This window comes from Rathayibacter sp. AY1A3, assembly GCF_002930975.1.
Lineage (GTDB): Bacteria > Actinomycetota > Actinomycetes > Actinomycetales > Microbacteriaceae > Rathayibacter.
Map to the genome: position 1 here is coordinate 61649 of NZ_PSTO01000004.1, position 24439 is coordinate 86087.

Below are 24439 nucleotides of genomic sequence, written 5' to 3' on the forward strand. Positions count from 1 at the left end.
CTCCGCGCGGAGGCGCTGACGGAGGCTCGGACCGGGGCGGGACGCCGGGCCCCGGCCGACGCGGAGCGCAGGCCGCGGGACCGTCCGCACCAGTCGAGGATAACGGGAACTCGCCGGTCCGCGTCGGAGGGAGCGCCTGAACGCGGACCGCCCTCCGCTCCGGCCGGGCCGGTGGGGAGGGCGGATCGCGTCAGCGGACGACGGTGCGGATCAGCTGCAGGGCGTCAGGCGCTCCACCGCCTCGGACAGCGTGTCCGTGCTGCCGAGCAGGATCACCTGCGTCGCCTTGGACGCGGAGATGTCGGCGAGGACCGCCCGGGGCACGCAGGTGGGCTGGACCGCGAAGAGCGGGCTCCCGGTGTAGCCCGCCGCCGTGGCTCCGGCCAGGGCGTCGGGGAACTTCTCACCGGTCGCGAGGTAGACGGTATTCGCCGAGGTGAAGGCCGCCTTGTTCAGCTTCTCCGAGGTGTCGTACCGGTCGGTCCCGCCGATGCGGGTGATCACCGGGCCCGTGATCGAGCGCTCGATGCCGGCGCTGACCGAGAGCGAGGAGCCCGCGATGGTCAGCGTCCTGATCTTGAGGCCGCTGATGATCTGCTGGGTGAGGGGGTCCACCGTGGAGCCGGTTCCGTTGGTCAGCACCACCGGAGCATCCTTCGCGCCGGCCGCGGCGCTGGCGCTCAGAGCGTCGGGGAACTTCTCGCCCGTCGCCAGCCAGGCCCTCGAGGAGCCGGTGGGGAAGGCGTACTGCAGGATCTTCTTCGAGGTGTCGTAGCGGTCGACTCCGCCGAGGCGCGTGATGTTCCTGTTCGTCGCGTACCCGGCCAGGTCGTTGTAGACCTGGCTGCCGACGCTGAGCTCGGAGCCGACGACGACGATCTTCGCGGGCTTGAGACGCGTCAGCTCGGTGCGGACGACCTGGCTCATCGAGTCGCGGTCGACCAGGAGCAGCGGCCCGCCCGCCTTGGCCGCGGCGGGTCCGGCGCTGAGCGCGTCCGGGAAGTTCTGCCCAGTGGCGACGTAGACGACGGGGACGTTCGCCGGGAAGGTGCGCTTGGACACCTCGACCGCGGTGCCCTGACGGTCGGTGCCCGAGATGCGCGAGACGGCCGGCGAGCCGGCGGGCGGGGCCGTCGGCGTTGCGGTCGGCGTGGGCGTGACCGGAGGAGTGGTCGGGGTCGGCGTGACCGGCGGGGTGGTCGCGGTGGCCGTCGGGGACGGCGTGACCGGCGGGGTGGTGGCTCCGCTTCCCGTCACACGGACCGCGGCGTCCGACGTGATGGTCGCTCCGCGGGGCTGCTCCACCCTGCCGTTGCTGATGCCGGTGACCTGGAGCAGGCTGCTCACGCGGTCCTTGTAGGCGTCGTAGGCGCTGGACGGGATCGTCACGGTGACCTTGGACTGATCGTTGTCCGCGACCACCTGGGCGGGGATCCGCTCGGTCCTGCTGGGACCGACGTAGGCGGCGAGCCCCTGGAGGTCGTAGAAGCCGGGCTGGTTGGACTCGAGGACGACGGTGTCGCCGCCCTTCACGTCCGGCACCTCAGCGGCGTTGCTGTAGGCGAAGTAGGCGGCGCTGCGCTGGAGCGTCTGCGCGGTCCCCCTGAGGTCGACCCCGCCGACGCCGCCGCTGCCGGAGGCTCCGGCGACGGAGAGGGTGGCCGACGTGGTCAGCTCGTAGCCGCTGTCGACCGGCTGGCCGATCGGCTCCCGGGGGTTCTTGATCGGCTGCTTCTGCGCCGTGATCTGGAGGGCGACGGTTCCACTGCCGAACGAGGCGAGGGGCTGCTTCAGGTCGATGCGGAAGCTGCGGCTCCCGGACGCGAGCTTCGCCGACCCGGCGAGGTCGTAGTCACCGATCGCCCAGTTGTAGGTCGTGAACGCCGGATAGGAACCCGTCGGCCGAGCGGAGTCGGAGAGCGTGACGTCGAGACCGGTGACGTCGCCCGCGACGGGACTGATCTGGGCGGCCGAGAACGTCTCGGTGGTCGACCAGTTGTAGGGACTCGTCAGCGCGACCATCCGGCTCTCCGCGGCGGCGGCCGCTCCGGCTCCTGTCGTCACTCCGAGGACGACGGCTGCCGTGCTCGCGACCGCGATGGCGGTGCGCCTCCACCTCGCTCGCGTCGTCGTCTGCGGTCGGGATGTGGTCATGGCGAGTTCCCCCTCGTCGTGGTCCTCGTGCCGAGCACTCCCGTCGGCACGTCCGTCGCGGTGCCCGCGCTGGGGCACACGTGTCGGTCAGGGCAGCCTAACCGTGCTGAGCGGCGTCCCGGGGAGGGGAGGGCGCCGCCGACCACCGGGATCGTCGACCGGTCCGCCCGCACGAGGCTGTGCTCACGCTCGGATCCGCACCGGTCGGAGTGGTCCTGCTGGAGCGACGGGTAAATTCCGGGCTCTCTCGGGCTCGACGGGCGAGGGGGCTTGTCGAGGATCCTTTCGCCCTTCCGGACCCCGACCGGGGCGCATGGCGGAGCGGTTCCCGGTCGAGGCCGGCGCGTCAGCCCTGGATCGGGACGGTCCGGCCGACCAGGCAGGCGCCGGTCGCGATCGGTGCCGCGATCACCGCCCGCACCCCGCCGCTCTTCGGGCCGTACTGGCCGATGAGGCACGACTCCCCGAGCTTGACGGAGACCTGCACCGAGTCCGCGTCGAGTCCGACCGAGGTCTCGTCCGCTGTCAGCTGCATCGACTCGCGGGAGAACCCCGCCGCGACGAGCGCGTCGACCACGCTGGAGCCGCTCACCTCCGGATCGGGCTCGGCCGCCGCGCGAAGGGTCTGCTCGAACACGGGGAGGTTCTGCTCCGTCGTCCCGCCCGGCACGAAGGCGACGGGTGCGGCGGACTCCGCCGGTGCCGGCGCCTCGGCCGCGGAGGAGGACACCACGGGGTCCGGCGCCGACGGCGACGTGCAGCCGGAGAGGCAGACGGCGAGACCGCCGAGCACGAGCGCGATGCGGGCCGCTCGGTTCCGTGTCACGCCCGGCTCCTCCCGACCGGGACGGCTCTCGCTCCGGTCCCCCGGATCAGAACGGGGTCTCCCCGGATCCTACCGAGAGACCGGGAGCGCCTCCGCCGACGCCCGCCGCCACCGGCGGCTCGGGCGCGGCATCACCGCGGTCATGGCCCGACGCGCCCCAGTCCCCCGCCGCGGCGCCCTCGCGCAGCGCCTCCTCGCTCCACGCGGGCTCGGCGGCAGGGGCGGGAGCAGAGGCGCGCCCGACGGTCTTCGTGAAGCTGCTGGTCCCCCAGGCGAGGTCGTGCCCGATGCCCTCGGCCGTGAGGACCACATCCGTACCGGCCTTGCCTCCCGCCTCCCAGGCCCTCACCCCGAGCCGCCCGGTGACGAGGATCCGGTCGCCGCGCGACAGGGAGGACAGCGCGTTGCCGGCCAGGCCGTTGAACGCGGTGACGGTGTACCAGTTGGTCGAGACGTCGACCCAGCGCTGCTCCGAGCGGTCGTAGCGCCGCTGCGTCGAGGCGAGCCGGAAGCTGGTCATCGCGGTGCCGCTGGAGGTGTCGATGCTCCGGGGCTCGGTGCCGATGGTCCCGATGACGGTCAGGGTGTCGGTCATGGTCGTGTCCTCTCTACTCCTGCCCCGCCACGGCTGCGACGGGCACGGCGCCCGGGCGGAGGGGGCTGGTACCGCTCGGGCGCCGCGGGGCCAGTGTCGCGACGAAGGGCCCGCCTCCGAGGTGGAGGCGGGCCCTTCTGGGGAGAGGACGAGCGGATCGTCCCCTGTGGAGGAGCGTTACGACGCGGTGATGTACCTCGAGTAGGACTTGCGGATCTTGTTCACCTTGGGCAGTGCGACGGCCATGCAGTAGCCCTGGCCCGGGTTCTTCGCGAAGAAGTCCTGGTGGTAGTCCTCGGCGGGGTAGTAGACGCCCAGCGGCGAGATCTCGGTGACGATCGGGCCGTCCCACCACTCGGACGCACGGTCGCGCGCGGTCTCGAACAGCTCCTTCTCCTCGTCGGAGGAGTAGAACATCGCCGAGCGGTACTGCGTGCCGACGTCGTTGCCCTGGCGGTTCAGCTGTCGCGGGTCGTGCAGGGTGAAGAAGACGTCGAGGACGACCTGCTCGGGGATGACCTCGGGGTCGAAGGTGACGGCGACGGCCTCGGCGTGGCCGGTGCGCCCGGAGCAGACGTCCTCGTAGTCGGGCTCGGTCGTGCGGCCGCCGGTGTAGCCGGAGACGACGTCGGTCACGCCGTCGAGGACGCGGTAGACGGCGTCCAGACACCAGAAGCATCCTCCGGCGAGTACGAATGTGCGCATTGCGTGTGACTCACTTCCTGTCGCGTCGACGCGTCCGGGGTGCCGGAGGCGTCAGTCGGTCCAACACGCTCACCGCCCCCTGCATTCCGCGGATCCGCCCCCTGCAATAGAGTCGCGGCGTGAGCTACGACGCCGCCCCCGCCCGCTACGACCGCATGGACTACCGACGCACCGGACGGAGCGGCCTGCTGCTGCCCGCCCTGTCGCTGGGCCTCTGGCACAACTTCGGATCCGACCGCTCCCTCGACACGCAGCGCGCGATCCTCCGCCGCGCGTTCGACCTGGGCGTCACACACTTCGACCTCGCGAACAACTACGGACCGCCCTACGGCGCCGCCGAGACGGCCTTCGGCCGCATCCTCGCGGAGGACCTCCGCCCGTACCGCGACGAGATCGTCATCTCGTCCAAGGCCGGATACGACATGTGGCCCGGCCCGTACGGGGACGGCGGCTCGCGCAAGTACCTGCTCTCCTCGCTCGACCAGAGCCTGCAGCGGATCGGCGTCGACTACGTGGACGTCTTCTACTCGCACCGGCCGGACCCGGAGACTCCGATCGAGGAGACCATGGGCGCTCTCGTCTCGGCGGTGGAGTCGGGCAAGGCGCTCTACGCCGGCATCTCGAACTACTCGCCCGAGCAGACCCGGGCCGCGCAGGCGGCACTGGCGGGCAGCGGAGTGCCGCTCCTCCTGCACCAGCCCCGCTACTCGCTCTTCGACCGCGGACCCGAGGACGGCCTCTTCCCCGTGCTCGACGAGCTCGGCACCGGCTGCATCGTCTTCTCGCCGCTGGCGCAGGGGCTCCTGACGGACCGCTACCTCGACGGCACCGTGCCGGAGGGGTCCCGTGCGGCGACGTCGCGCTTCCTCTCCTCCGACCGGATCGACGAGGCGTACCTGACGCGCGCCCGCGGCCTGAACGCGATCGCGCAGCAGCGCGGCCAGTCGCTGGCCCAGCTCGCCCTGAGCTGGGTGCTCCGGGTGCCCACCGTCACGAGCGCCATCATCGGCGCGTCGAGCGTCGCGCAGCTCGAGCAGAACGTCGCCGCGCTGGACGCCGGCCCCCTCTCGCAGGAGGAGATCGACGCGATCGAGGAGTTCGCGGTGCACGGCACGACCCTGCGCTGACGCCCCGGCGGGGCTGTCGGTGGTCGGCCGTAGTCTGCGACAGCACTCGGCCGGTGGGTGCTCCGAGACTCGAGCAGGAGGAACCGATGTCCCTGTCCACGCTGCACGCCACCCGCACCCCGCCGACGCTCACCCGGGTCAACGCCCGGCTGTGGCGCGTGAGCACCGGCTCGGGCGCCGTGGTCGGTCACATCGAGCTGGTCGAGGATCCGCTCGGCGAGCGGTACCGCGCCCGGCTGCTGCGGGCGGGCATGCCCGCCGGCGCCGAGCTCGGCGAGTTCTGGAGCGTCGACGACGCGATCGAGGTCTTCCGCGTCGCCTGACGCGCCGATCCGCCCGGTCGGCGGCGTGCCGACCGGGCCGCGGCGACCGCCCCGGATAGCGTTCGCCCCATGCAGTGGTGGAACGAGTTCATGTCCTGGATCCGCACGAGCGACGGGCACCAGGCGGTCTTCACGGCCGCTGTGGTCCTGCTGGCCGTGGTGGGCGGAGCGATCGTGATCGCCTCCGTCTTCCGAGCGTCCATCGCGCGCCTCATCCGTCAGCAGGATCACGAGCGGAAGAACGCGGTCATCGCGACGCTCGTCGACGCCGCGGTCGACGCCTCGGCCTGGAACGTCCTCAGCAGCCCGGAGCGCGTCCTCAGCGACCGCGCGTCCGCGCAGGCCGAGACGCACCTGCGCCTCCTGCCCGTCAAGGGCTCCGGAGTCGCGGCCAACTGGGCCGCTCACGAGCTCGCCGAGCTGAAGCACACGTCGAGCACCGGCGGCTACCAGACGCAGGCGAGCGTGGGCGAGTTCCGCGACCGCCTCGTGCAGTGGCGGGACAAGCCCGGGCGCGCCCGGAAGGCCTTCCTCGCCGACCTCGAGCGCTGGCGCTTCTCGGAGACGGGTCGAGACCGCTCCGCCGAGTCCGCTCCGTCGTCCGATCGGGCCGCGAGCACCGCCGAGGCCGCTCCCCAGCGCACCGCTCCCCCGGCCGCCGCACCGACCGCCGTCGCACCGGTCGTCGTCGGCGCGGGCTCCGCCTCCGGCTCTGCAGCCCCGCAGACGCCCACGATCGTCCTCCCCGCGTCGGCCGGGGACGCCTCGCAGGAGGAGACCCGCCGCCTGCTCGCCGACGTCGACCGCCTGGAGGTGCCGTCGCGCGAGCGTCCCGTGGAGGAGCTGCCGCCCGTCGACCCGCAGCGCTCGGCTCCTGCCGCCGAGCCGCAGCCGGACGCGGAGCACGACGCGACGCCGTCGGCTCCGGCCGACGGAGACCGCGACGACGTGCCGGCCGACGACGAGGCGGTCGTCCGGGCGGACGAGGCCCGGTTCGAGCGGTCCGCCTCGGACGACGACCGAGGCCAGGAGCGCAGCTCGGTCTGAGTGCTCCCGATTACGAGAAGAAGGCCCCGATCGCGAGTGCGATCGGGGCCTTCTCCGTGGTGCGGGCGGTGCGTGTACTGACTAGCTGTGTGCATCACGTGCACGGGCGACTCGGCCGACCAGTACGGCGAGGGGCGCCGCGACGATCGTCCACGCGACGGCGATTCCACCGAGGATGGCGAGGAGCAGCATGGTCGTACCTCCGTTCGTTACGTCGTTGTAATTCCGGACACCCCAAGACTAGGTGCCTCAATGACACTCAAACGACATCGGGTGGGAAACACGCCGGTGTTGCCTCCGATTTGCCGGTGTGTTACGGGTGCAGCGACCGCGAGTCCTCGTCCGAGGGTCACCGGAGCGGAGGAAAACCCCGTGGGTGCCGGGCGTCACTCCTCGGAGGAGCGCAGCGCCGCTCGAGGAGAGGCCGCGACGCGGTCGAAGGACGGGCGCGAGGCGTCGACGCTGATCCGCACGCCACCGGGACAAGACTAGGGACGGCGACCGGCGCGCTCCCGATCCGATGGTGCCCCCGGCAGGAATCGAACCTGCGACCAAGAGATTAGAAGGCTCCTGCTCTATCCGCTGAGCTACGGGGGCGGACTCCGACCACGATACCGAAGCGCAGGGGCCGCGCCCGCCGGGGCCTAGGCGCCCCGGACGAGTCCCAGCACTCCCACGACCAGGGAGACCACGGCGAGGGCGAGCGACACGCCGATGAGGACCGTGTGCACGCGGAGGAAGGTCGTCGCGCGGCCGTCCGCGTCGCGCGCCCGCGGGTCCTTGCGGACGCGGCGGAGGAAGGGCGGCCAGACGATCGCGTTCCACACGGCGTTGACGATGAGGAGGCAGCAGGCGAGCGTGATCACGAGGGTCCAGTGTAGGAGGAGCGAGGCGGCCGGACCGGGTGTCGGCGGCCGCCGATAGACTGCCCCGCATGAGTAGCGCCCCCGACCGTCTTGTCTGGATCGACTGCGAGATGACGGGGCTCGACCTCTCCGTCGACGAGCTCGTCGAGATCGCCGTCGTCGTCACCGACTTCGAGCTGAACCCGCTCGACGAGGGGCTCTCCCTCGTCATCCGGCCCGACGCGACCGCGCTCGAGAACATGGGCGACTTCGTCCGGTCGATGCACGAGACCTCCGGCCTGCTGGTCGAGATCCCCTCCGGCGTCAGCGTCGCGGAGGCCGAGTACGAGGTGCTGGAGTACGTGCTGAAGCACGTCCCGGCCGAGCAGCAGGCCCCCCTCGCCGGCAACTCGATCGGCACCGACCGCGCCTTCCTCGCGAAGTTCATGCCGCGCCTCGACGGCCACCTGCACTACCGCAACGTCGATGTCAGCACGATCAAGGAGCTGGCACGGCGCTGGTTCCCGCGCATCTACTTCAACGCGCCCAAGAAGCACGGCGGACACCGCGCTCTCGCCGACATCCTCGAGAGCATCCGCGAGCTGCAGTACTACCGCCGTGCCGTGTTCGTGGAGCAGCCGGGGCCGAGCACCGCCGAGGTGCAGGCCGTGTCGGCCGCCGTCGTGGACGAGTTCGCCTCGCGGATGTAGTACTCTCGTACAGTTGCTTCGGCGGGTCACCCCGCCGGAACACGCTCCTGGTGGGTATAGCTCAGTTGGCAGAGCGCCTGGTTGTGGTCTAGGAGGTCGCGGGTTCGAGCCCCGTTACTCACCCCAGTGGCTGTGCATGCAGCGGAAGAGGCCCGGAGTTCCGACTCCGGGCCTCTTCGCACATCCGGCGACCGGCAGCGATCGCCGACGCAGAGAGGTCCCGGATGCTCGAGCTGGACGAGGACGCCTTCGAAGCCCTGGTGATCTCCGAGCTCGACGCGCTCCCGGACGACATGGTCGACGGGCTCGACAACGTCGTGTTCGTCGTGGAGGACCGGCCCGAGGACGGGACCCTGGATCTGCTCGGCTACTACGACGGCGTCGCCCTCACCGAGCGCGAGCGCTACGGCTTCGGCGAGATGCCCGACCGCATCGTGCTGTTCCGCGAGCCGCACCTCGCCGCGTGCGACGATCTGGACGCGCTGCGCGACGAGATCCACGTCACGCTCGTCCACGAGATCGCCCACTTCTACGGCATCGACGACGACCGGCTGCACGAGCTCGGCTGGGCCTGATCACCGCCGAGGGCGAGCCTCTCACCGGCATCCGCGCGTCGCCGCGCTCGGAGGGGACCCCTCAGCCGCGCACCGCTCCCCCGCCGCCCGTGTCCAGCACGAGGTCGGCGTTCTCCCGGGGCCGCTCCCGAGCGCAGTAGGAGCGGAAGTCGCGGTCCCAGGCGTCCCAGTGCGGAGCGAAGAGCTCGCCGTCGCGCTCGAGCGCGCGCACGCGCCGCACCTCGTCGTCGGCCTCGAGCCAGACCACCAGATCGGCGTAGCGGCGCGCGGCGGCGCCGGCCGACCCGCAGCCCTCGAGCACGAGAAGCGTCTCGCGGACGACGCGGCGCCCGGCCGTCGTCCCCGCGGCCCAGTTCCAGGGCCGCCAGTGCGCCGCGAGGCCGAGGCCGTGGGGGCGGACGAGCGTCCCGGCCGTCTCCCGCGACGCCCGGTCCAGGCCCGTCCAGCCGGGGTAGAGGTCGTCCATCCGCACGAGCGCGACCGACGGTGCCGCCGGCGCGAGACGGAGCTGCTCGACCAGCGCGCGCGCGAACGTCGACTTGCCGGAGCCGCTCGGTCCGTCCAGCAGCACCGTCCGACGCCGCCGCGCGATCACGGAGCGGGCGAGGTCGCCCGCCGTGTGATCCGTCAGCGGCAGGATCCGCTCAGCCATGCAGGACGAAGCTCCAGGAGCCGGTGACGACGGCGGCGGTCACGGCGACGGCAGCGATCAGCACTCCGCCCGCGAGCAGCAGGAGGTCGCCGGCTCCGAGGCGCGACTGCCGCGCCCAGGTGCGCGGGACGCCGGAGCCGAAGCCCTTCGCCTCCATCGCCGTCGCGAGCCTGCTCCCCCGCCGGATGGCCAGCACGAGCAGCGAGAACGTGCGGGCCGCGAGGCTGCGGAGCACCTCGACGGGCCCGCGGCCGTCGGCGACCCCACGGGCCCGGCGGGCCATCGACAGGGTGCGCCAGTCGTCGACGAGCAGACCGACGAGCCGCATGCCGGCGAGAGCGCCGAGCACGAAGCGCGAGGGCAGGCGCAGGATCTGCGCGAGGCCGTCCGCCAGGTCCGTCGGGTCGGTGGTGGCGATGAGGACCACGCTCGGCAGTCCGATCGCCAGGACGCGCAGCGCGATGGCCAGCCCGAGGGCGACGGATCCCTCTGTGACCGAGACGATGAGGAACTCCGCGTAGACGGCGCCGCTGTCACGCCCGTAGAGGACTGTCGAGAGGCCGGCGAGCGGAGCCGCGATCCAGACGGGAGCCGTCCGCCGCACGAGCTCACCCGCCCGGAGCCCCGCGAAGGGCAGAACCAGCAGCTCGAGCGCCAGCGCCGTCGCCGCGGAGACCGCATCGACCGTGAGGAGGAGCGCGAACGCGATGACCAGGCTGGCGAGGAGCTTGGCGACCGGGTTGGCCCGGGCGATCCGGCTGCGCGCGGGAACGGAGTCGAGGAGCGTCATCCCGACACCGCCTCGCGGGCGCCGAGGGTGACGACCGAGTCGGCGAGGGCGGCGACCAGCGCCTCGTCGTGGGTGACGGCGAGCACCGCCGTGCCCGCGTCGCGCTGCTCGGCGAGGAGGTCGACGAGCACCTCCCAGGTCAGGCGGTCCTGCCCGAACGTCGGCTCGTCGAGGACGAGCACGGACGGCGACCGGGTGAGGGCGGACGCGACGGCCAGGCGCCGCTTCTCGCCTCCGGAGAGGGTGAACGGATTGGCGTCGGCGAGGTGCGCGAGGCCGAGGCGCTCCAGGAGCTCCTCCGCCCGATGCCGCTCCGTCTCGTCGCGGGCGCCCAGCGCGAGCTCGGCGCGCACGCGAGCGGTGAGGAACTGGTGCTCCGGCTCCTGGAACACCATCGCGATCCGTCCGGCGAGCTGAGCCGAGGTCCAGCGGATCGGCTCGGGGCCCGCACCGGCGCGGAGCGACTCGGAGGCGGTCACCCGCCCCGCGACCGGCGGCAGGAGACCGGCCAGCGTGAGCGCGAGGGTCGACTTCCCCGCGCCGTTGGGTCCCAGCACGGCCGTGGCCCGCGCGGAGTCGACGGCGAGCTCGAGCCCCGAGGCCACGATGGTCGAGCGGCGGCGCCCGAGGACGGGCCGGCCGATGGCGAGGTCGTGCGCGCTCAGGGCGGCGGGCGAGGGCAGCACGCTCGCCCCGCGCCGGGCGGGGGTGTCACCGGGCAGCCAGACGCCGGAGGCGCGGAGCACGTCGTGCGCCCGATCGAGGACCTCGACCGGAGCGCCGTCGGCGACGACCGCGCCGTCCCGCCCGAGCACCACGACCCGGTCGACGAGGCCGACCCACACGTCGACCCGGTGCTCGACGACGATCAGCGTCGCCCCCGTGCGGGCGGCCGTGCGCTCCACCGCCGCCCGCACCTCGCGCACGCCGTCCGGATCGAGGTTGGCGGTGGGCTCGTCGAGGAGCAGGAGCCGCGGACGCATGGCGAGCACACCTGCCAGGGCGAGCCTCTGCTTCTGCCCTCCCGAGAGCGCCGAGGTGGAGTGGTCCAACGGCACGTCGAGCCCGACGTCGCCGAGTGCCTCCCGCACCCGCGCGGGGATCTCCTCGCGCGGCACGCCGAGGTTCTCGCAGGCGAACGCGACGTCGTCGCCGACCCGCGCCAGGACCGCCTGAGTGTCCGGATCCTGCAGCACGAGCCCCGCGACACCGCGCCGGGTGAGCGGCGCGGCTCCGTCGATCTCGAGCTCGCCCGCCGCGGAGCCGTCCTCCTCCCCGCCGAGGACGCCGGCCAGGGCGTGCAGCAGCGTGCTCTTTCCCGCGCCGGAGGGGCCGAGGAGCAGCACGCGCTCCCCCAGCTCCAGCGCGAGATCGAGGCCGGAGAGGGCGTCGCGGGAGCGTCCCGCGTGCCGCCAGCTCCAGCCCCGCGCCCGGACGGAGGCGCCGCTCATCGAGCGCCCGCGCCGGCTCCCTCGACCGTCCGGCCCTCGCGCCCGGAGGCGAAGCGGTCCAGCGCTCCCGAGGCCGCGAGCCCCCGCACCGCGAACCAGGACAGCAGCCCGGCCAGGAGCGCGCCCGAGACGATCGAGGAGGCGACGTAGACGGTCTTGAAGAGCACGTCGTTGACGGCGTAGTACGACAGCAGGTCGTTGATCGCGAGGGCCAGCCCGGCACCGGCACCGGCCAGCATCGCGACGAGCGGACGGCCGCTGCGGTAGAGGAAGAGCGCCAGGACGATCTCCGCGCCGAGTCCCTGCACGAGTCCGGAGATCAGCACGGTGAAGCCCCACTGGGTGCCGATCAGAGCCGACACGGCCGCGGCGACCAGCTCGGTGTAGAGCGCGGCTCCGGGCTTGCGGATGATCAAGCCGCCGAGGACGCCGGCGAAGAGCCAGCCGCCGCCGAGGAGCCCGCCGAGCCCGGGCAGGAACTCGAAGGCGAGGCCGAGGACGTTCGTCGCCAGGCCCCAGGCCCAGAAGACGATCCCGCTCGCAACGGCGACGACGCTCGCCACCACGATGTCGACGACCCGCCAGCGCAGATCGCGCCGGGCCGGGGCGGAGGAGGTGTGGTTCTGCGCGTTCGTGTTCTGCGCGTTCGTGTTCTGCGCGTTCGTGTTCTGCACTGACGTGCCCTTTCGTGGAAGCGAATGGAGGGCACGGGTTGGTAAGAGGAGATCGAAACGTTCCTTCGCTGGCATGACCCAGATCAGGTTCGACGGTCGAAGGCTGCTGCCTTCCTCTCAGCCCGGTGCACCGGACTCCCGTGTTCGTCGGCAATCATAGACGTCATGTCGTGGTCGGTGGTCGTCGTCCTGGCCGTGCTGCTGATCGTCCTGCTGCAGGCTCTGCTCTGGCAGCGCCGTGCGCGGATCCGCCGCGAGCTGCTCAGCTACGGCACGCGGGTGCCCGCGCGCGTCGTCGGGCCGGATCCGGCACGCGGCGATCGCGATTCGGCACGGGATCTGGGCAGGCTCCTGGTCGTCTACCGGACCGCCGAGGGTGTGGAGAAGCGCGCGCAGAAGTACCCGCTGAAGCGGGGGGACGCGTGGATGGCCGGTGAGCCCGCCGCGGTGATCTACGACCCCCGCCGGCCGGACGACGCCGAGCGTCTGATCGTCGGCTTCGGCCGGACGAAGAAGAAGTGGTACCCCGCGCGCCAGCAGCGCGCCAGCTGACGCGGGGCCGCTCCGGCTACTTCTTGAGGGCGCGGATGATGCGCGCGAGGGCCTTGCCGGTCACCCACACGAAGGGGATGCCGACGGCGAGGACCGAGATAACGTTCGGCTGGAACCGCAGGCCGAGGTCGTCCTTGATGTACGCGCCGATCGGGATGACCGTGGCGCCGCCGCCTCCGCCGCCGCCCTCCTGGCCGTCCTCGGAGCCGCTGCCTCCGCCGAAGCCGAACCAGCGGAGGGCGACGGGGACGAGCGAGACGCCGTCGACGGTGACGGGCTCGCCGTAGATCGTCGCGGTACCCGCGGTGGTGACGGTGTCGGCCAGGGAGACTGCGATGTTGGGCATGGTGCGACGGTACTCCGCGGCTCTCCGCGGCGACAAGCGGCCCGCCGGGGCGCACAGGACTCGTCCATGGACCTCCGGGGACCTGCTGCCATGATCGACGGATGTCCGCCCGCACCCGCCGCCGCCGCCCCGTGCGCTCGGCCGCGGTGGCGGTCGCGAGCCTCGTGCTCGCCGCCTTCCTCGCCTTCCACCGCGCGCTGCCCGATCCGATCGGCTGGCTGTCGGTCCTCGAGGTCGGGATCCCCTGGACGGGGCTGCTCGTGCTGCTCCTCATCGCGGCCGCGGCGGCCCTCCGGTCGCGCCGGACGGCGGCCGCGGTCACCGTGCTGGCGATGGTCTACGGCGTGCTGGTGCTGCCGGTCGCACTGCCGGCGCCGGCCGTGCGCTCCGGCTCGTTCACCGTCGTCAGCCAGAACATCGAGACGAGCGGCGACGCCGGTGGGCTCGCCGCCTCGCTCGCCGCCCGCGGCCCCGACGTGATCGCGCTGCAGGAGCTCGACGGAGACGCCGTGGACGCGGTCGACGCCGAGCTGGCCGACGAGTACCCGTACTCGTCCGTCTCGAGCACCGTCGGCGTCTGGAGCCGGACCGAGCTGACCGACGAGGAGCCGCTCGACCTCGGTCTCGGCTGGGAGCGCGCGCTCGCCGTCGACGTCGACACACCGGTCGGCAGCGCTCGCCTGTTCGTGGTGCACCTGGCCTCGTTCCGGCCGGGCGACCACGAGGAGCGGGACACCATGCTCTCGAACCTCGCCACCGCTCTCCGAGACGACGAGTCGGAGCGGACGCTGGTCATCGGCGATTTCAACACGCCGACGGACGACCACCTGTTCGCTCCGGTGCTGGCGGAGGCGGGCCTCGTCCGCACGGGCGGAGTCGGCTTCCCGGCGACCTGGCCGTCCCTGCTGCCGCTCGTCTCGCTCGACCACGCGCTCGCCGACGGCGTCACCGCCGCGACCGTCGCGGTCCTGCCGCCGAACGGCTCCGACCACCGCCCGATCAGTCTGACGATCGGTTCCGCGTAGCGAGCGTGTCGCTGAGGTCGATCCCCTTGGCCGACTCGGGAGCCGACCGGGACAGGAGCGAGGCGGGACGCACGGCCCCGGAGCCGAAGCGGGCGGCCACGCCGTCGACCGCGAGCTCCGCGTCGCGCCAGTCGTCGGAGTCGCTCCACAGGGAGAACGCGACGTCGTCGCCCTCGACGAGCTGCTCGCCGCGCACGCCGATCAGCCGCACGGGCCGCCGCATCGGGTTGGCCGCCTCGAGGAGCGCGGAGGAGGCCTCGTAGAGGACGCGGGCCACGTCCGTCGCCTCGACGAGCGTGCGGGAGCGGGTGAGGGTGCTGAAGTCGCCGAAGCGGACCTTCACCGCGACGGTGCGGCAGCGCACTCCCGAGCGGCGCATCCGCACGGCGACCTTGTCGCAGAGCCGCAGCAGCTCACGACGGACGAGCTCGGGGTCGGCCACGTCATCGGCGAACGTGATCTCGTGTCCGGCGCTCTTCTCGATCTGGCGGGTGTCGACCGGCCGCGGATCCACCCCGTTCGCCAGGGCGTGCAGGCGCCTCCCGGTCGCCTCGCCGAGGGCGGACACCATCGACGGCAGCGGGGTGGTCGCGACGTCGGCGACGGTGCGCAGACCGCGGCGCAGAAGCGCCTCCTCCGTGCTCGCGCCGACTCCCCACAGCGCGCTCACGGGCAGCGGATCGAGGAACTCGCGGACGCCGTCGGCGGGGACGACCAGCAGACCGTCGGGCTTGGAGCGGCCGGAGGCGAGCTTGGCGACGAACTTGGTGCTGGCGATCCCGACCGAGCAGGTCAGCCCGAGCTCGGCGTGCACCCGGCGGCGGATCTCGGTGCCGATCGCGAACGGTGAGCCCGAGATGCGGCGGGCACCCGCGACGTCGAGGAACGCCTCGTCGATGCTCAGACGCTCGACCAGCGGCGTGAAGGAGTCGAAGATCGCCATGACGCGGCGAGAGGCCTCGCGGTAGCGCTCCATGTGCGGCTCGAGGACCACGGCCTGCGGGCAGCGGCGGAGGGCGACCGCCATGGGCATCGCCGAGTTGACGCCGTAGCGGCGCGCCTCGTACGTCGCCGCTGTGACGACGGAGCGCGCTCCGTGGTGGCCCACGATGACCGGCCTCCCGCGCAGATCCGGCCGGTCGAGCAGCTCGACGGAGGCGAAGAACGCGTCCATGTCGATGTGCAGGATGCTCGCGCGCGGGTCGTCGAAGGGCTCGGTCGTGACCTGCCGCCCCGTGCCGTCCTGCTTGCTCATGCGGTGCCGTCCTGCTCGCTCACGCCGCGCCGTCCTGCTCGCTCACGCCGCTCCGTCCTGCTCGACCACACCTCCGGACATGATCGCACCCACCACCGACATCGGCTTCCCGGCCGCTGCGCCCGGGCCGGCCGGGAATGAGCGCCGACCACTCGCGGTTGACCCGAGCACCACGACGCTCCGGAGAGACCATGACGCACGAGCAGCCCGACTCCCCCACCGCCACTGAGACCGGCCCCGGCGCCGAGATGAGCCGCTGGCTCGATCTGCAGGACCGCGCCCACCGCGCCTTCGAGCTCCGGCTGAGCGCCGTCGAGGACTGGTCGGCCCCCACGCCCGACACCGAGTGGGACACGCGCGCTCTGGTGCTGCACGTCGTCCGCGAGCAGCAGCGCGCGCACACGCTCCTCTCGGGGGGCGACGAGTCGGCGCTGCGCCTCGAGTCCGTCGCCACCGATCTGAGGAGCGAGTGGCGTCGCGTGACCGACCGCCTGCGCGACGCTGTCCGCACCGTCGACCCGGCGGCGACCGTGCAGCTGGGGCGCGACACCGTCAGCGCCGTCGAGCTGCTGCAGGAGCAGACGGCAGATGTGACCGTCCACGCCTGGGACCTCGCCCGCGCGACCGGCAGCGACGAGCGGCTGGACGAGGAGCTCGTCGCAGCGGTCTGGGAGCTCTTCGCACCCCAGGAGGAGACCCTGCGCGCGAGCGGCCTCTACGCCGCGCCCGTGCCGGTCGACGACGCCGCCTCCCTCCAGAGCCGCCTGCTCGCCATCACCGGACGCGACGACCGCCTCGCCGCCTGACGGCCCGGCGCCCGGACGCCGTCAAGGCCTGGGGGCGTCCAGGGACGCCGCGGCAGGATGGAGGGGACCACGAACACGGGGCGACCCGCCCCGACGAGGAGAGGAACGTCCATGACACGCATCGCCGTCATCGGAGCCCACGGCAAGGTGGGGCAGCAGATCCTGCACCTGCTCTACGACGCCGGCCACGAGTCGGTCGGAGTGATCCGCAACCCCGATCACGCCGAGGACATCGTCCGGCTGGGCGGCGAGCCGCTCGTGCACGACCTCGAGGACACCACGCCCGAGGCCTTCGCCGAGGCGCTGGGCCACGTCGACGGCATGGTCTTCACCGCCGGAGCCGGACCCGACTCGGGCCCGGAGCGCAAGCGCACCGTCGACCTGGGGGCGTCCGTCCTCAGCCAGAAGGCCGCCGCGATCGTCGGGGTCCAGCACTTCGTGCAGGTCAGCGCGATCGGTGTGGACGAGCCGCTCCCCGAGGACACGGAGGAGGGCTGGAAGGCCTACGTCGAGGCCAAGCGCGACGCCGACGCGGCACTGCGCGACTCCGGCCTCGACTACACGATCCTCCGCCCGGGCGGGCTGACGGACGACGAGGGCACCGGCACGATCACGCTCGGCACCTCCGTCGAGAAGGGGAGCATCCCGCGAGCGGACGTCGCCGCGACGGTGATCGCCGCCCTGGCGCAGCCGACCTCCATCGCGAAGACGTGGGAGATCGTCTCCGGTCCCACCGCGATCGAGGACGCGGTGGCTCAGGGAGCCTGAGCCCCGGCACCTCCTCCTAGAGTGGGGCGGGTGGGTGCTCACCCGCCCCGCCCCTGGATCCGCAGCTACGCGCCCGGCGTGCCGACGGAGCTCGAGCTCCCGACCGGCTCGCTCGTCGACATCGTCACCGAGTCGGCCGAGCGCTATCCCCACCAGGTCGCGCTCGAGTTCTTCGGCCGTTCGACCAGCTACTCCCAGCTCGCCGACGAGGTGGAGCGGGCCGCCGAGGGACTCCGCCGCCTGGGCGTCCGCGCGGGCGATCCGGTCGCCCTCGTCCTCCCGAACTGCCCGCAGCACGTCGTCGCCTTCTACGCCGTCCTCCGGCTCGGCGCCGTGGTGGTCGAGCACAACCCGCTCTACACCCCGCGCGAGCTGCGCCACCAGTTCGAGGACCACGGCGCTCGTGTCGCGATCGCCTGGAACCGCGTCGTGCCGACGGTGCAGGACCTCCCGGCCGATCTCGGCGTCGAGACCGTCGTCGCCGTCGACCTCACCCGCGCGATGCCCGCCTCGATGCGCGCAGCCCTCCGCTTGCCGCTGAAGAAGGCCCGGGAGTCGCGCGCCGCGCTGACCGGACCGGTCCGCGGTGCGATCGAGTGGGAGTCGCTGCTGCGCCGGCGGATCGACCCGGCGCACCCGCGCCCGGTCGCGGAGGACCTCGCGGTCATCCAGTACACGAGCGGCACGACCGGCACGCCCAAGGGCGCCGAGCTGACCCACGCGAACCTGACGGCGAACGCCGCCCAGTCGCGCGCCTGGGTGCCGACGGTCCGCCGCGGCGACTGCGTGGTCTACGCGGTGCTCCCCATGTTCCACGCCTACGGGCTGACGCTCTGCCTCACCTTCGCGATGAGCATGGGCGCGCGCCTGGTGCTGTTCCCGAAGTTCGACCCGGAGCTGGTGCTGAAGGTCGTCAAGAAGCACCCCGCCACCTTCCTCCCGGCCGTTCCGCCGATCGCGGAGCGCCTGGCGCGCAGCGCGCAGCAGCGGGGCGTCTCCCTCCGCGGCATCGAGATCGCCATCTCCGGCGCGATGCCGCTCGACCCGGCGCTGGTCGAGTCGTTCGAGGCGCTGACCGGAGGCACGCTCGTCGAGGGCTACGGCCTCTCGGAGACCTCTCCGGTCCTGATGGCCAACCCGGTCGGTCCGACGCGACGCGCCGGGACGGTCGGGCTCCCGCTGCCCGGCACCGACGTGCGGATCGTCGACCCCGAGGATCCCGACACGGAGGTGGCGACCGGCGAGCAGGGCGAGCTGGTCGTGCGCGGTCCGCAGGTGTTCCGGGGCTACCACCGCAAGCCCGACGAGACGGCGGCGACCTTCACCGGCGACGGCTGGTTCCGCACCGGCGACATCGCGACGATCGACGAGGACGGCTTCGTGCGCATCGTCGACCGGATCAAGGAGCTCGTGATCACGGGCGGCTTCAACGTCTCGCCGTCCGAGGTGGAGGAGGTGCTGCTCCGCCTGCCCGAGATCAAGGAGGTGGCGGTGGTCGGCCTGCCCGATCCGCGCAGCGGCGAGTCCGTGGCGGCGGCGGTCGTCCTGGAGCCGGGCGCGCAGCTCGACGTCGCAGCCGCCCGCAAGGCCGTCCGGGAGGCGCTGACCCCCTACAAGGTGCCCAAGCGGATCACCGTCGTCGACGAGCTGCCGCGGAGCATGATCGGCAAGGTCCTCCGCCGCCAGGTGAAGGCCATGCTGACCGACGAGGACTAGCCCGGAACGAGCGAGGGCCCCCGACCACTGTCCGTGATCGGGGGCCCTCTGCAACGAGGCTAGAAGCCGAAGTCGCCGCCTCCGAAGTCGCCGCCCCCGCCGAAGTCGCCTCCGCCACCGAAGTCGCCGCCGCCGGAGTCGCCCCAGCCGCCGCCGTCTCCGGCGTCCGCACCGGAGGCGTCCGCACCTCCCGCATCCGCTCCGCCGTCGGCCGAGGCGTCTCCCCCGCCGTCACCGCCGGCGTAGTCGCCTCCCGCGTCGGGGAGGAACGCGCCCGCGATGGCCGAGCCGATCGCGAACCCGGCGATCGTGCCGAGCATCGAGGAGGCGAGGACGCCGCCGAAGCCCATGCCTCCGCCGCCGGAGAAGCGCCGCTCCATGAATCCGGGCTGGCGCAGCTCGCTCCGCGTGGCGGACTGGGCGAGCGTGCGGGGGTCGTCGTCCTTCGGCGCGTCGCCGACAGGGGCCCCCTCGCTGAGCTGTCGGAAGACCTGCTGGCGCTGCTCCGGGGTCAGCTGCTCGAAGGCCTCGCGGTGCACCTGCTCGATCGCCTCGGGCGGCGCGGTGCGGAGGAGGTAGCGGTAGCGCTCGATGGCACGCTCATCGTCGGTGCGCGGAGACGTCGCCGGAGGGGAGCCGTACTCGGGCCTGCGGTCCGCGGCCTGCGGCGGCGCGTACGTCGAGCGGCGTGCGCTCTCGGGCTGCTCGTCGCGGCCCAGCAGTCGGTCCAGGAATCCCATGATCTCCTCCTCGGCGCCCGACGGACGCACACCGCCACCGTAGGCCTCTCACCGCTCCGGGTGCTGAGCGTTCTCTCAGAGGCTGCTCCGAGCGGGGGCCTCGGTCATTTCTGCTTCGGGATGACCACCCACATCACGAGGTAGGCGATGATCTGCGGCCCCGGGAGGAGGCACGAGAGCACGAACAGGAGACGCACCACGAAGGGGCTCCAGCCGAATCGGCGGGCGAGACCGGCACAGACGCCGGCGATGATCCTGCCCCGACGGGGGCGCACGAGAGTAGCCATGACTCCACTCTGGCGCAGGGCGCCTGAGCGGGGCATCCGGGAAACCCCCTAGGTCTGCGCGGGAGTCCCGTCGAGCTCCTCGGGCCGGAACGCTCCGACCGAGCGGGCGAAGGCGGCCGCGCGCTCGGCGTCGGCCTCCGGCCAGACCACGTGGAAGCGCTCGAAGACCACGTCGCCGAGGCCGCCCGGTGAGACGCGGGCGAAGTAGCGGCGGTGGCCGTCGAGCCAGGAGGCGCGCGTGCGGTCCCCCTCGCCCTCGGCCCAGGCGAACGCGTCGTCGACGGAGTCGAGCGGACCGGTCCGCACCTCGTCCGTCACGAGGACGACACGCGCCGCTCCCGCGCCGTCGCAGACGATCCAGTGGTCGCCCGCGACGGGCGCCCCCTCCTCGGCGAGGGACGCCGTGGCCGTCTTCACTCCGCGCCGCACCAGGCCCAGCAGCTCGTCCGCCATCGCCGTGCTGTCGCCGAACGACTCGACCGGCGGGAGCGCTTCGTCGACTCCCGGATGCGTGGAGCGGTACTCCGCCCAGAGGAGCGCCGCCGAGGCGGCATCGGCGTCGGGGAGGGCCGTGCGCTCCGGCGCGACGGGCACGAGCGCCACGATGTTCGCCCCGGCCAGGGAGGCGGGATCGTCGGGGTGGTTGTCGGGCGTGGTGATTGTGTCGAAGGGCCAGTGCTGCTGGAGCCAGCGGCGCGCGTAGGCGTCGAGCTCCTCCTCGAGCCGCGAGCCCCGGACGGCGGGGACGACCCACCAGGAGGCCTCGGCGGAGTCGCCGCCGCCGGGCCGGACGCTCAGAGCGCCCAGCGCCTCGGTGCGGTCCGGCCCGACGAGCAGGAACGCGTGCGCTCTGCCCGCACGCGACTCCTCCTCGAGGCGCAGGAGACCGCGTACGTCGTCGCCGAGGGACGCCGACGGCAGGGCGGCCGGATCGTCCCCGCGGAGGAGAGCCGCGAGCCACGGTCGCTGCTCGCCGATCACCGCGTGCAGGAGGTCCGCATCGCTCGAGACGAGGGGACGCAGGAGGGCGCCCGCCGGCAGCTCGAGCCGCGCGGGAAGGGGCGCGTCGCCGGTTCCACCGCTCATGACCGCACCTCCCCGCGCACCGGCTCAGCCGGCCGCGCGCTCCAGCACGAGCTCGCGGACGCGGGCGGCGTCGGCCTGCCCCTTCATGGCCTTCATCACGGCACCGATCACGGCACCGGCGGCCTGAACCTTGCCGTCGCGGATCTTCGCGAGCACGTCGGGCTGCGAGGCCAGTGCCGCATCGATCGCCTCGATGAGCGCTCCGTCGTCCGAGACGACCGCGAGTCCCCGGGCGTCGACGACCTCCTGCGGGGTGCCCTCTCCGGCGATGACGCCCTGGAGGACCTCGCGGGCGAGGCGGTCGGTCAGCGTGCCGCTCTCGATCAGACCGGCGAGCTCGGCGACCTGCGCCGGAGTGACCAGGGAGGCCGGGTCCTCGCCCGCCGCGTTCGCGAGGCGCGCGATCTCCCCGGTCCACCACTTGCGGGCCGCCTGCGGAGCGGCTCCCGCGGAGACGGTCTCGGTGATCTCGACCAGCAGGCCGCTGTTGGCGACGTCCTGGAACTCGAGGTCGGTGAAGCCCCACTCCTGCTTGAGGCGGCGGCGGCGGTCGGCGGGCTTCTCGGGGAGCGCGGCGCGCAGCTCCTCGATCATCTCGGGGCTCGGCACCACCGGTAGCAGGTCGGGCTCCGGGAAGTAGCGGTAGTCGTCGGCGTCGCTCTTGGGCCGGCCCGCGGAGGTGCGGCCGGTGTCCTCGTGCCAGTGGCGCGTCTCCTGAGTGATCGTGCCGCCCGCGGCGAGGATCGCCGCCTGGCGCTGGATCTCGTAGCGGACGGCGCGCTCGACCGAGCGGAGCGAGTTGACGTTCTTGGTCTCGGTGCGGGTGCCGAGCTTCTCCTGACCGATCGGGCGGAGCGAGACGTTCGCGTCGCAGCGCAGGTTGCCGCGCTCCATCTTGGCGTCCGAGATGCCGAGCGCCAGCACGATGTCGCGGATCGTCGCGACGTAGGCCTTCGCGTACTCGGGCGCGCTCTTCCCCGCGCCGTAGATGGGCTTCGTGACGATCTCCACGAGCGGGACCCCCGCGCGGTTGTAGTCCACGAGCGAGTACTCGGCGCCCTGGATGCGGCCGGTGGCGCCGCCGACGTGCGTGAGCTTGCCGGCGTCCTCCTCCATGTGCGCGCGCTCGATCGGGATCTGCACGAGCGAGCCGTCGGCCAACTCGATCTCGACCGAGCCCTCGAAGGCGATCGGCTCATCGAACTGCGATATCTGGTAGTTCTTCGCCAGGTCCGGATAGAAGTAGTTCTTGCGCGCGAAGCGGCTGGACGGGGCGATCGAGCAGCCCAGGGCGAGGCCGAGGCTGATCGAGTAGCGGACGGCCTGCTCGTTCACGACCGGCAGCGAGCCCGGGAGGCCGAGGTCGACCGGGGTCACGTTCGTGTTGGGCTCGGACCCGAACTCGTTCGGCGCGTCCGAGAACATCTTGGTCTTCGTGTTGAGCTCGACGTGCACCTCGAAGCCGAGCACCGGCTCGAAGGTCTCGAAGACCTCGTCGTAGTCCATCAGCTCGGGAGCGGACGTGTGCGCGGAGGCCATCAGACGGCACCTTCCTCGGTCGCGGAGAGCACGGAGTGGGTCAGGTCGGGGGCCTGCGCGAGGAGCGGGCGGCCCCACTTCTCCTCGAGCAGCGCCTCGAGCGCGGCGCCCACGGTGTAGAGGCGCACGTCCTCCCGGGCGGGAGCGAGGAACTGGATGCCGACGGGCAGCCCGTCCTCGTCGGCGAGGCCGGCGGGGACGGAGATGCCGGGGATGCCGGCCAGGTTCGCCGGGATGGTCGCGACGTCGCCGCGGTACATCGCCAGCGGGTCGTCGAGCTTCTCGCCGAGGCGGTAGGCGGTCGTCGGTGCCGTCGGCGAGGCGATCACGTCGACGTCCGCGAAGGCCGCGTCGAAGTCCCGCTGCACCAGGGTCCGGACCTTCTGCGCGCTGCCGTAGTAGGCGTCGTAGTAGCCGGCCGAGAGGGCGTAGGTGCCGAGGATGATCCGGCGCTTGACCTCGGGGCCGAAGCCCTGCTCGCGGGTCGCGGACATGACCTGCTCGACCGTGCCGCCGCCCTCCGGCGTGACCCGGAGGCCGAACCGGACCGAGTCGAACTTGGCGAGGTTGCTGGAGGCCTCCGCGGGGAGGATCAGGTAGTAGGCGGCGACCGCGTGCTCGACGCTCGGGAGGCTCACCTCGACGACCTCGGCTCCGGCGCCCTGAAGGATCTCGAGCGCCTCGTGGAAGCGCGCCAGCACGCCGGGCTGGAAGCCCTCGCCGCCGTCGAGCTCCTTGACCACGCCGATCCGGAGGCCCGTCACGTCGGCGCGGCGCACCGCGTCGGCGAAGGAGGGCCAGGAGTCGCGCAGCGACGTCGAGTCGCGCGGGTCGTGGCCCGCGATGACGTCGTGCAGCAGCGCGGAGTCGAGGACCGTCCGGGAGACGGGGCCGATCTGGTCGAGGCTCGAGGCGAGCGCGATCGCTCCGTAGCGGGACACGCCGCCGTAGGTCGGCTTCACGCCGACGGTGCCGGTCACGTGCGCGGGCTGGCGGATCGATCCCCCGGTGTCGGAGCCGAGGGCCAGGGGCGCCTCGTAGCTCGCGACGGCCGCGGCGGACCCGCCGCCGGAGCCGCCGGGGATGCGGTCGAGGTCCCACGGGTTGTGGGTGGGGCCGTAGGCGCTGCGCTCGGTGGTCGAGCCCATCGCGAACTCGTCCATGTTGGTCTTGCCGATCGGGACCAGCCCGGCCTCGCGGACCTTGCGCATGACGGTCGCGTCGTAGGGCGGGCGCCAGCCCTCGAGGATGCGGGAGCCGCTCGTGGTCGGCATGTCGTTCGTGACGATGACGTCCTTGACCGCGAGAGGCACTCCGGCGAGGGGGTGCAGCGACGCGCCGTCGGCGCGCCGGCGGTCGATCGCCTCGGCGGACGCGACCGCGCCCTCGCGCGCGACGTGGAGGAAGGCGTGGACCGCTCCGTCGACCGCGTCGATGCGCTCGAGGTGGGCGCGGGTGGCCTCGACCGAGGAGACCGAGCCGTCGGCCAGCTTCTCGGAGAGGGCGGACGCGCTGAGGCGGACGAGCTCGTCGCCGTGCGCGCTCACTGCTCCTCCCCCAGGATCGCGGAGACCTGGAAGCGGCTGCCGTCGTGCTCGGGCGCGCCGGAGAGCGCCTGCTCGAGCGTGAGGGTCTCGCCGACCACGTCGGGTCGGAAGACGTTCTCGAGCGGGATCGGGTGGCTGGTCGCCGGCACCTCGGGCGTGGCGACGGCCTGGACCGCGCGCACGGAGTCGACGATCTGGCCGAGCTCCCTGGTGAGGCTCCCGATCTCGTCGGAAGTGAGGTCGATCCTGGCCAGCTGGGCCAGATGGGCGACCGTGTCGGCCGTGATCTCGGACATGC

At 72.8% G+C, this 24439-nt stretch carries 27 protein-coding genes, 2 tRNA genes and 1 riboswitch; of the genes, 11 read left to right on the forward strand and 18 right to left on the reverse strand.

Annotation, left to right across the window (positions count from 1 at the left end):
- Positions 1-210: 210 nt before the first annotated feature.
- The 4 genes from C5C10_RS02905 to msrA all read right to left on the reverse strand — a co-directional run bounded on the left by C5C10_RS02905 (position 211) and on the right by msrA (position 4280).
- Positions 211-2154 (reverse strand): cell wall-binding repeat-containing protein, encoded by a 1944-nt coding sequence (locus C5C10_RS02905; RefSeq protein ID WP_104328460.1) that lies wholly within the window; start codon positions 2152-2154, stop codon positions 211-213.
- 346 nt (positions 2155-2500) lie between these two features.
- Positions 2501-2980 carry a DUF6993 domain-containing protein gene (locus C5C10_RS02910; protein WP_104223710.1) on the reverse strand — a complete coding sequence of 160 codons (480 nt, stop codon included), beginning with the start codon at positions 2978-2980 and terminating at the stop codon, positions 2501-2503.
- Between the two features lie 46 nt (positions 2981-3026).
- On the reverse strand, positions 3027-3575 hold the full coding sequence (locus tag C5C10_RS02915; protein WP_104328461.1) for a single-stranded DNA-binding protein: 549 nt from the start codon (positions 3573-3575) through the stop codon (positions 3027-3029).
- Positions 3576-3752: 177 nt separating this feature from the next.
- Entirely contained in the window at positions 3753-4280 is a 528-nt protein-coding gene (gene msrA / locus C5C10_RS02920; protein ID WP_104223713.1) for a peptide-methionine (S)-S-oxide reductase MsrA, read from the reverse strand.
- A 119-nt stretch (positions 4281-4399) separates the two neighbouring features.
- On the opposite strand from msrA, the gene C5C10_RS02925 reads away from it, so the two are divergent.
- The 3 genes from C5C10_RS02925 (at position 4400) to C5C10_RS02935 (ending at position 6777) form a co-directional block, all read left to right on the forward strand.
- Positions 4400-5407, forward strand: a complete 1008-nt coding sequence (locus C5C10_RS02925) for an aldo/keto reductase (RefSeq protein ID WP_104223714.1) — start codon at positions 4400-4402, stop codon at positions 5405-5407.
- Positions 5408-5493: 86 nt separating this feature from the next.
- Positions 5494-5730 (forward strand): hypothetical protein, encoded by a 237-nt coding sequence (locus tag C5C10_RS02930; protein WP_104223715.1) that lies wholly within the window; start codon positions 5494-5496, stop codon positions 5728-5730.
- A gap of 69 nt (positions 5731-5799) precedes the next feature.
- A complete protein-coding gene (locus C5C10_RS02935; RefSeq protein WP_104328462.1) occupies positions 5800-6777 on the forward strand; it encodes a hypothetical protein in 978 nt (325 codons plus the stop codon).
- A 521-nt stretch (positions 6778-7298) separates the two neighbouring features.
- Here C5C10_RS02935 and C5C10_RS02940 read toward each other — a convergent pair.
- Both C5C10_RS02940 and C5C10_RS02945 read right to left on the reverse strand, forming a co-directional pair.
- Positions 7299-7374 (reverse strand) — tRNA-Arg (locus tag C5C10_RS02940).
- Positions 7375-7421: 47 nt separating this feature from the next.
- Entirely contained in the window at positions 7422-7643 is a 222-nt protein-coding gene (locus C5C10_RS02945; protein ID WP_104223717.1) for an SCO4848 family membrane protein, read from the reverse strand.
- 68 nt (positions 7644-7711) lie between these two features.
- Between C5C10_RS02945 and orn the strand changes: the two genes are divergently transcribed.
- From orn to C5C10_RS02960, 3 genes are all read left to right on the forward strand, one after another.
- The gene (orn, locus tag C5C10_RS02950) at positions 7712-8332 is read left to right on the forward strand and encodes an oligoribonuclease (RefSeq protein WP_104223718.1); all 621 of its coding nucleotides are present in this window, start codon (positions 7712-7714) and stop codon (positions 8330-8332) included.
- A gap of 50 nt (positions 8333-8382) precedes the next feature.
- Positions 8383-8458 (forward strand) — tRNA-His (locus C5C10_RS02955).
- Positions 8459-8556: 98 nt separating this feature from the next.
- Positions 8557-8907 carry a metallopeptidase family protein gene (locus C5C10_RS02960; protein ID WP_104223719.1) on the forward strand — a complete coding sequence of 117 codons (351 nt, stop codon included), beginning with the start codon at positions 8557-8559 and terminating at the stop codon, positions 8905-8907.
- 61 nt (positions 8908-8968) lie between these two features.
- Here the strand turns inward: C5C10_RS02960 and C5C10_RS02965 are convergent, their stop codons facing one another.
- From C5C10_RS02965 to C5C10_RS02980, 4 genes are read right to left on the reverse strand one after another with little or no spacing between them, the layout of a single operon-like run.
- A complete protein-coding gene (locus tag C5C10_RS02965; protein WP_219813228.1) occupies positions 8969-9559 on the reverse strand; it encodes an AAA family ATPase in 591 nt (196 codons plus the stop codon).
- Positions 9552-10349, reverse strand: coding sequence for an energy-coupling factor transporter transmembrane protein EcfT (locus tag C5C10_RS02970; RefSeq protein ID WP_104328463.1), 798 nt, complete (start codon positions 10347-10349; stop codon positions 9552-9554). Before C5C10_RS02970 ends, C5C10_RS02965 begins: the two co-directional genes overlap by 8 nt.
- A complete protein-coding gene (locus C5C10_RS02975) occupies positions 10346-11800 on the reverse strand; it encodes an ABC transporter ATP-binding protein (RefSeq protein ID WP_104328464.1) in 1455 nt (484 codons plus the stop codon). Before C5C10_RS02975 ends, C5C10_RS02970 begins: the two co-directional genes overlap by 4 nt.
- The gene (locus tag C5C10_RS02980; protein ID WP_104328465.1) at positions 11797-12474 is read right to left on the reverse strand and encodes an ECF transporter S component; all 678 of its coding nucleotides are present in this window, start codon (positions 12472-12474) and stop codon (positions 11797-11799) included. The genes C5C10_RS02975 and C5C10_RS02980 overlap by 4 nt, the downstream gene beginning before the upstream one ends.
- A 43-nt stretch (positions 12475-12517) precedes the next feature.
- Positions 12518-12625: riboswitch (TPP riboswitch) on the reverse strand.
- A 14-nt stretch (positions 12626-12639) separates the two neighbouring features.
- Here C5C10_RS02980 and C5C10_RS02985 point away from each other — a divergent pair.
- Positions 12640-13026: a DUF3592 domain-containing protein gene (locus tag C5C10_RS02985; protein ID WP_104223723.1), complete on the forward strand. Its 387-nt coding sequence runs from the start codon at positions 12640-12642 to the stop codon at positions 13024-13026.
- A gap of 16 nt (positions 13027-13042) precedes the next feature.
- Here C5C10_RS02985 and C5C10_RS02990 read toward each other — a convergent pair whose 3' ends face one another.
- Complete coding sequence (locus C5C10_RS02990; RefSeq protein WP_104223724.1) at positions 13043-13372, reverse strand: hypothetical protein; 330 nt, start codon at positions 13370-13372, stop codon at positions 13043-13045.
- A 101-nt stretch (positions 13373-13473) separates the two neighbouring features.
- Here C5C10_RS02990 and C5C10_RS02995 point away from each other — a divergent pair, with 101 nt between their 5' ends.
- The gene (locus tag C5C10_RS02995; RefSeq protein ID WP_104250548.1) at positions 13474-14397 is read left to right on the forward strand and encodes an endonuclease/exonuclease/phosphatase family protein; all 924 of its coding nucleotides are present in this window, start codon (positions 13474-13476) and stop codon (positions 14395-14397) included.
- Here C5C10_RS02995 and dinB read toward each other — a convergent pair.
- Positions 14372-15652, reverse strand: a complete 1281-nt coding sequence (gene dinB, locus C5C10_RS03000; protein ID WP_104328466.1) for a DNA polymerase IV — start codon at positions 15650-15652, stop codon at positions 14372-14374. The two genes, C5C10_RS02995 and dinB, sit on opposite strands and share 26 nt — an antisense overlap.
- Before the next feature lie 191 nt (positions 15653-15843).
- On the opposite strand from dinB, the gene C5C10_RS03005 reads away from it, so the two are divergent.
- The 3 genes from C5C10_RS03005 (at position 15844) to C5C10_RS03015 (ending at position 18942) form a co-directional block, all read left to right on the forward strand.
- Positions 15844-16458: a TIGR03086 family metal-binding protein gene (locus C5C10_RS03005; RefSeq protein ID WP_244229430.1), complete on the forward strand. Its 615-nt coding sequence runs from the start codon at positions 15844-15846 to the stop codon at positions 16456-16458.
- 111 nt (positions 16459-16569) lie between these two features.
- A complete protein-coding gene (locus C5C10_RS03010; RefSeq protein WP_104328467.1) occupies positions 16570-17226 on the forward strand; it encodes an SDR family oxidoreductase in 657 nt (218 codons plus the stop codon).
- 21 nt (positions 17227-17247) lie between these two features.
- The gene (locus C5C10_RS03015) at positions 17248-18942 is read left to right on the forward strand and encodes a long-chain-fatty-acid--CoA ligase (RefSeq protein WP_374953336.1); all 1695 of its coding nucleotides are present in this window, start codon (positions 17248-17250) and stop codon (positions 18940-18942) included.
- 59 nt (positions 18943-19001) lie between these two features.
- On the opposite strand, the gene C5C10_RS03020 is transcribed toward C5C10_RS03015, so the two are convergent.
- The 6 genes from C5C10_RS03020 to gatC form a co-directional block, all read right to left on the reverse strand.
- A complete protein-coding gene (locus C5C10_RS03020; RefSeq protein WP_104328513.1) occupies positions 19002-19682 on the reverse strand; it encodes a hypothetical protein in 681 nt (226 codons plus the stop codon).
- 104 nt (positions 19683-19786) lie between these two features.
- Positions 19787-19969 (reverse strand): PspC domain-containing protein, encoded by a 183-nt coding sequence (locus tag C5C10_RS03025; RefSeq protein WP_104223873.1) that lies wholly within the window; start codon positions 19967-19969, stop codon positions 19787-19789.
- Between the two features lie 48 nt (positions 19970-20017).
- Complete coding sequence (locus C5C10_RS03030; RefSeq protein WP_104328469.1) at positions 20018-21055, reverse strand: ASCH domain-containing protein; 1038 nt, start codon at positions 21053-21055, stop codon at positions 20018-20020.
- A gap of 24 nt (positions 21056-21079) precedes the next feature.
- Positions 21080-22594, reverse strand: a complete 1515-nt coding sequence (gatB, locus tag C5C10_RS03035; protein ID WP_104283580.1) for an Asp-tRNA(Asn)/Glu-tRNA(Gln) amidotransferase subunit GatB — start codon at positions 22592-22594, stop codon at positions 21080-21082.
- The gene (gene gatA, locus C5C10_RS03040) at positions 22594-24141 is read right to left on the reverse strand and encodes an Asp-tRNA(Asn)/Glu-tRNA(Gln) amidotransferase subunit GatA (RefSeq protein ID WP_104328470.1); all 1548 of its coding nucleotides are present in this window, start codon (positions 24139-24141) and stop codon (positions 22594-22596) included. Before gatA ends, gatB begins: the two co-directional genes overlap by 1 nt.
- Positions 24138-24437 (reverse strand): Asp-tRNA(Asn)/Glu-tRNA(Gln) amidotransferase subunit GatC, encoded by a 300-nt coding sequence (gene gatC, locus C5C10_RS03045; RefSeq protein WP_104226848.1) that lies wholly within the window; start codon positions 24435-24437, stop codon positions 24138-24140. The genes gatA and gatC overlap by 4 nt, the downstream gene beginning before the upstream one ends.
- Positions 24438-24439: the final 2 nt, after the last annotated feature.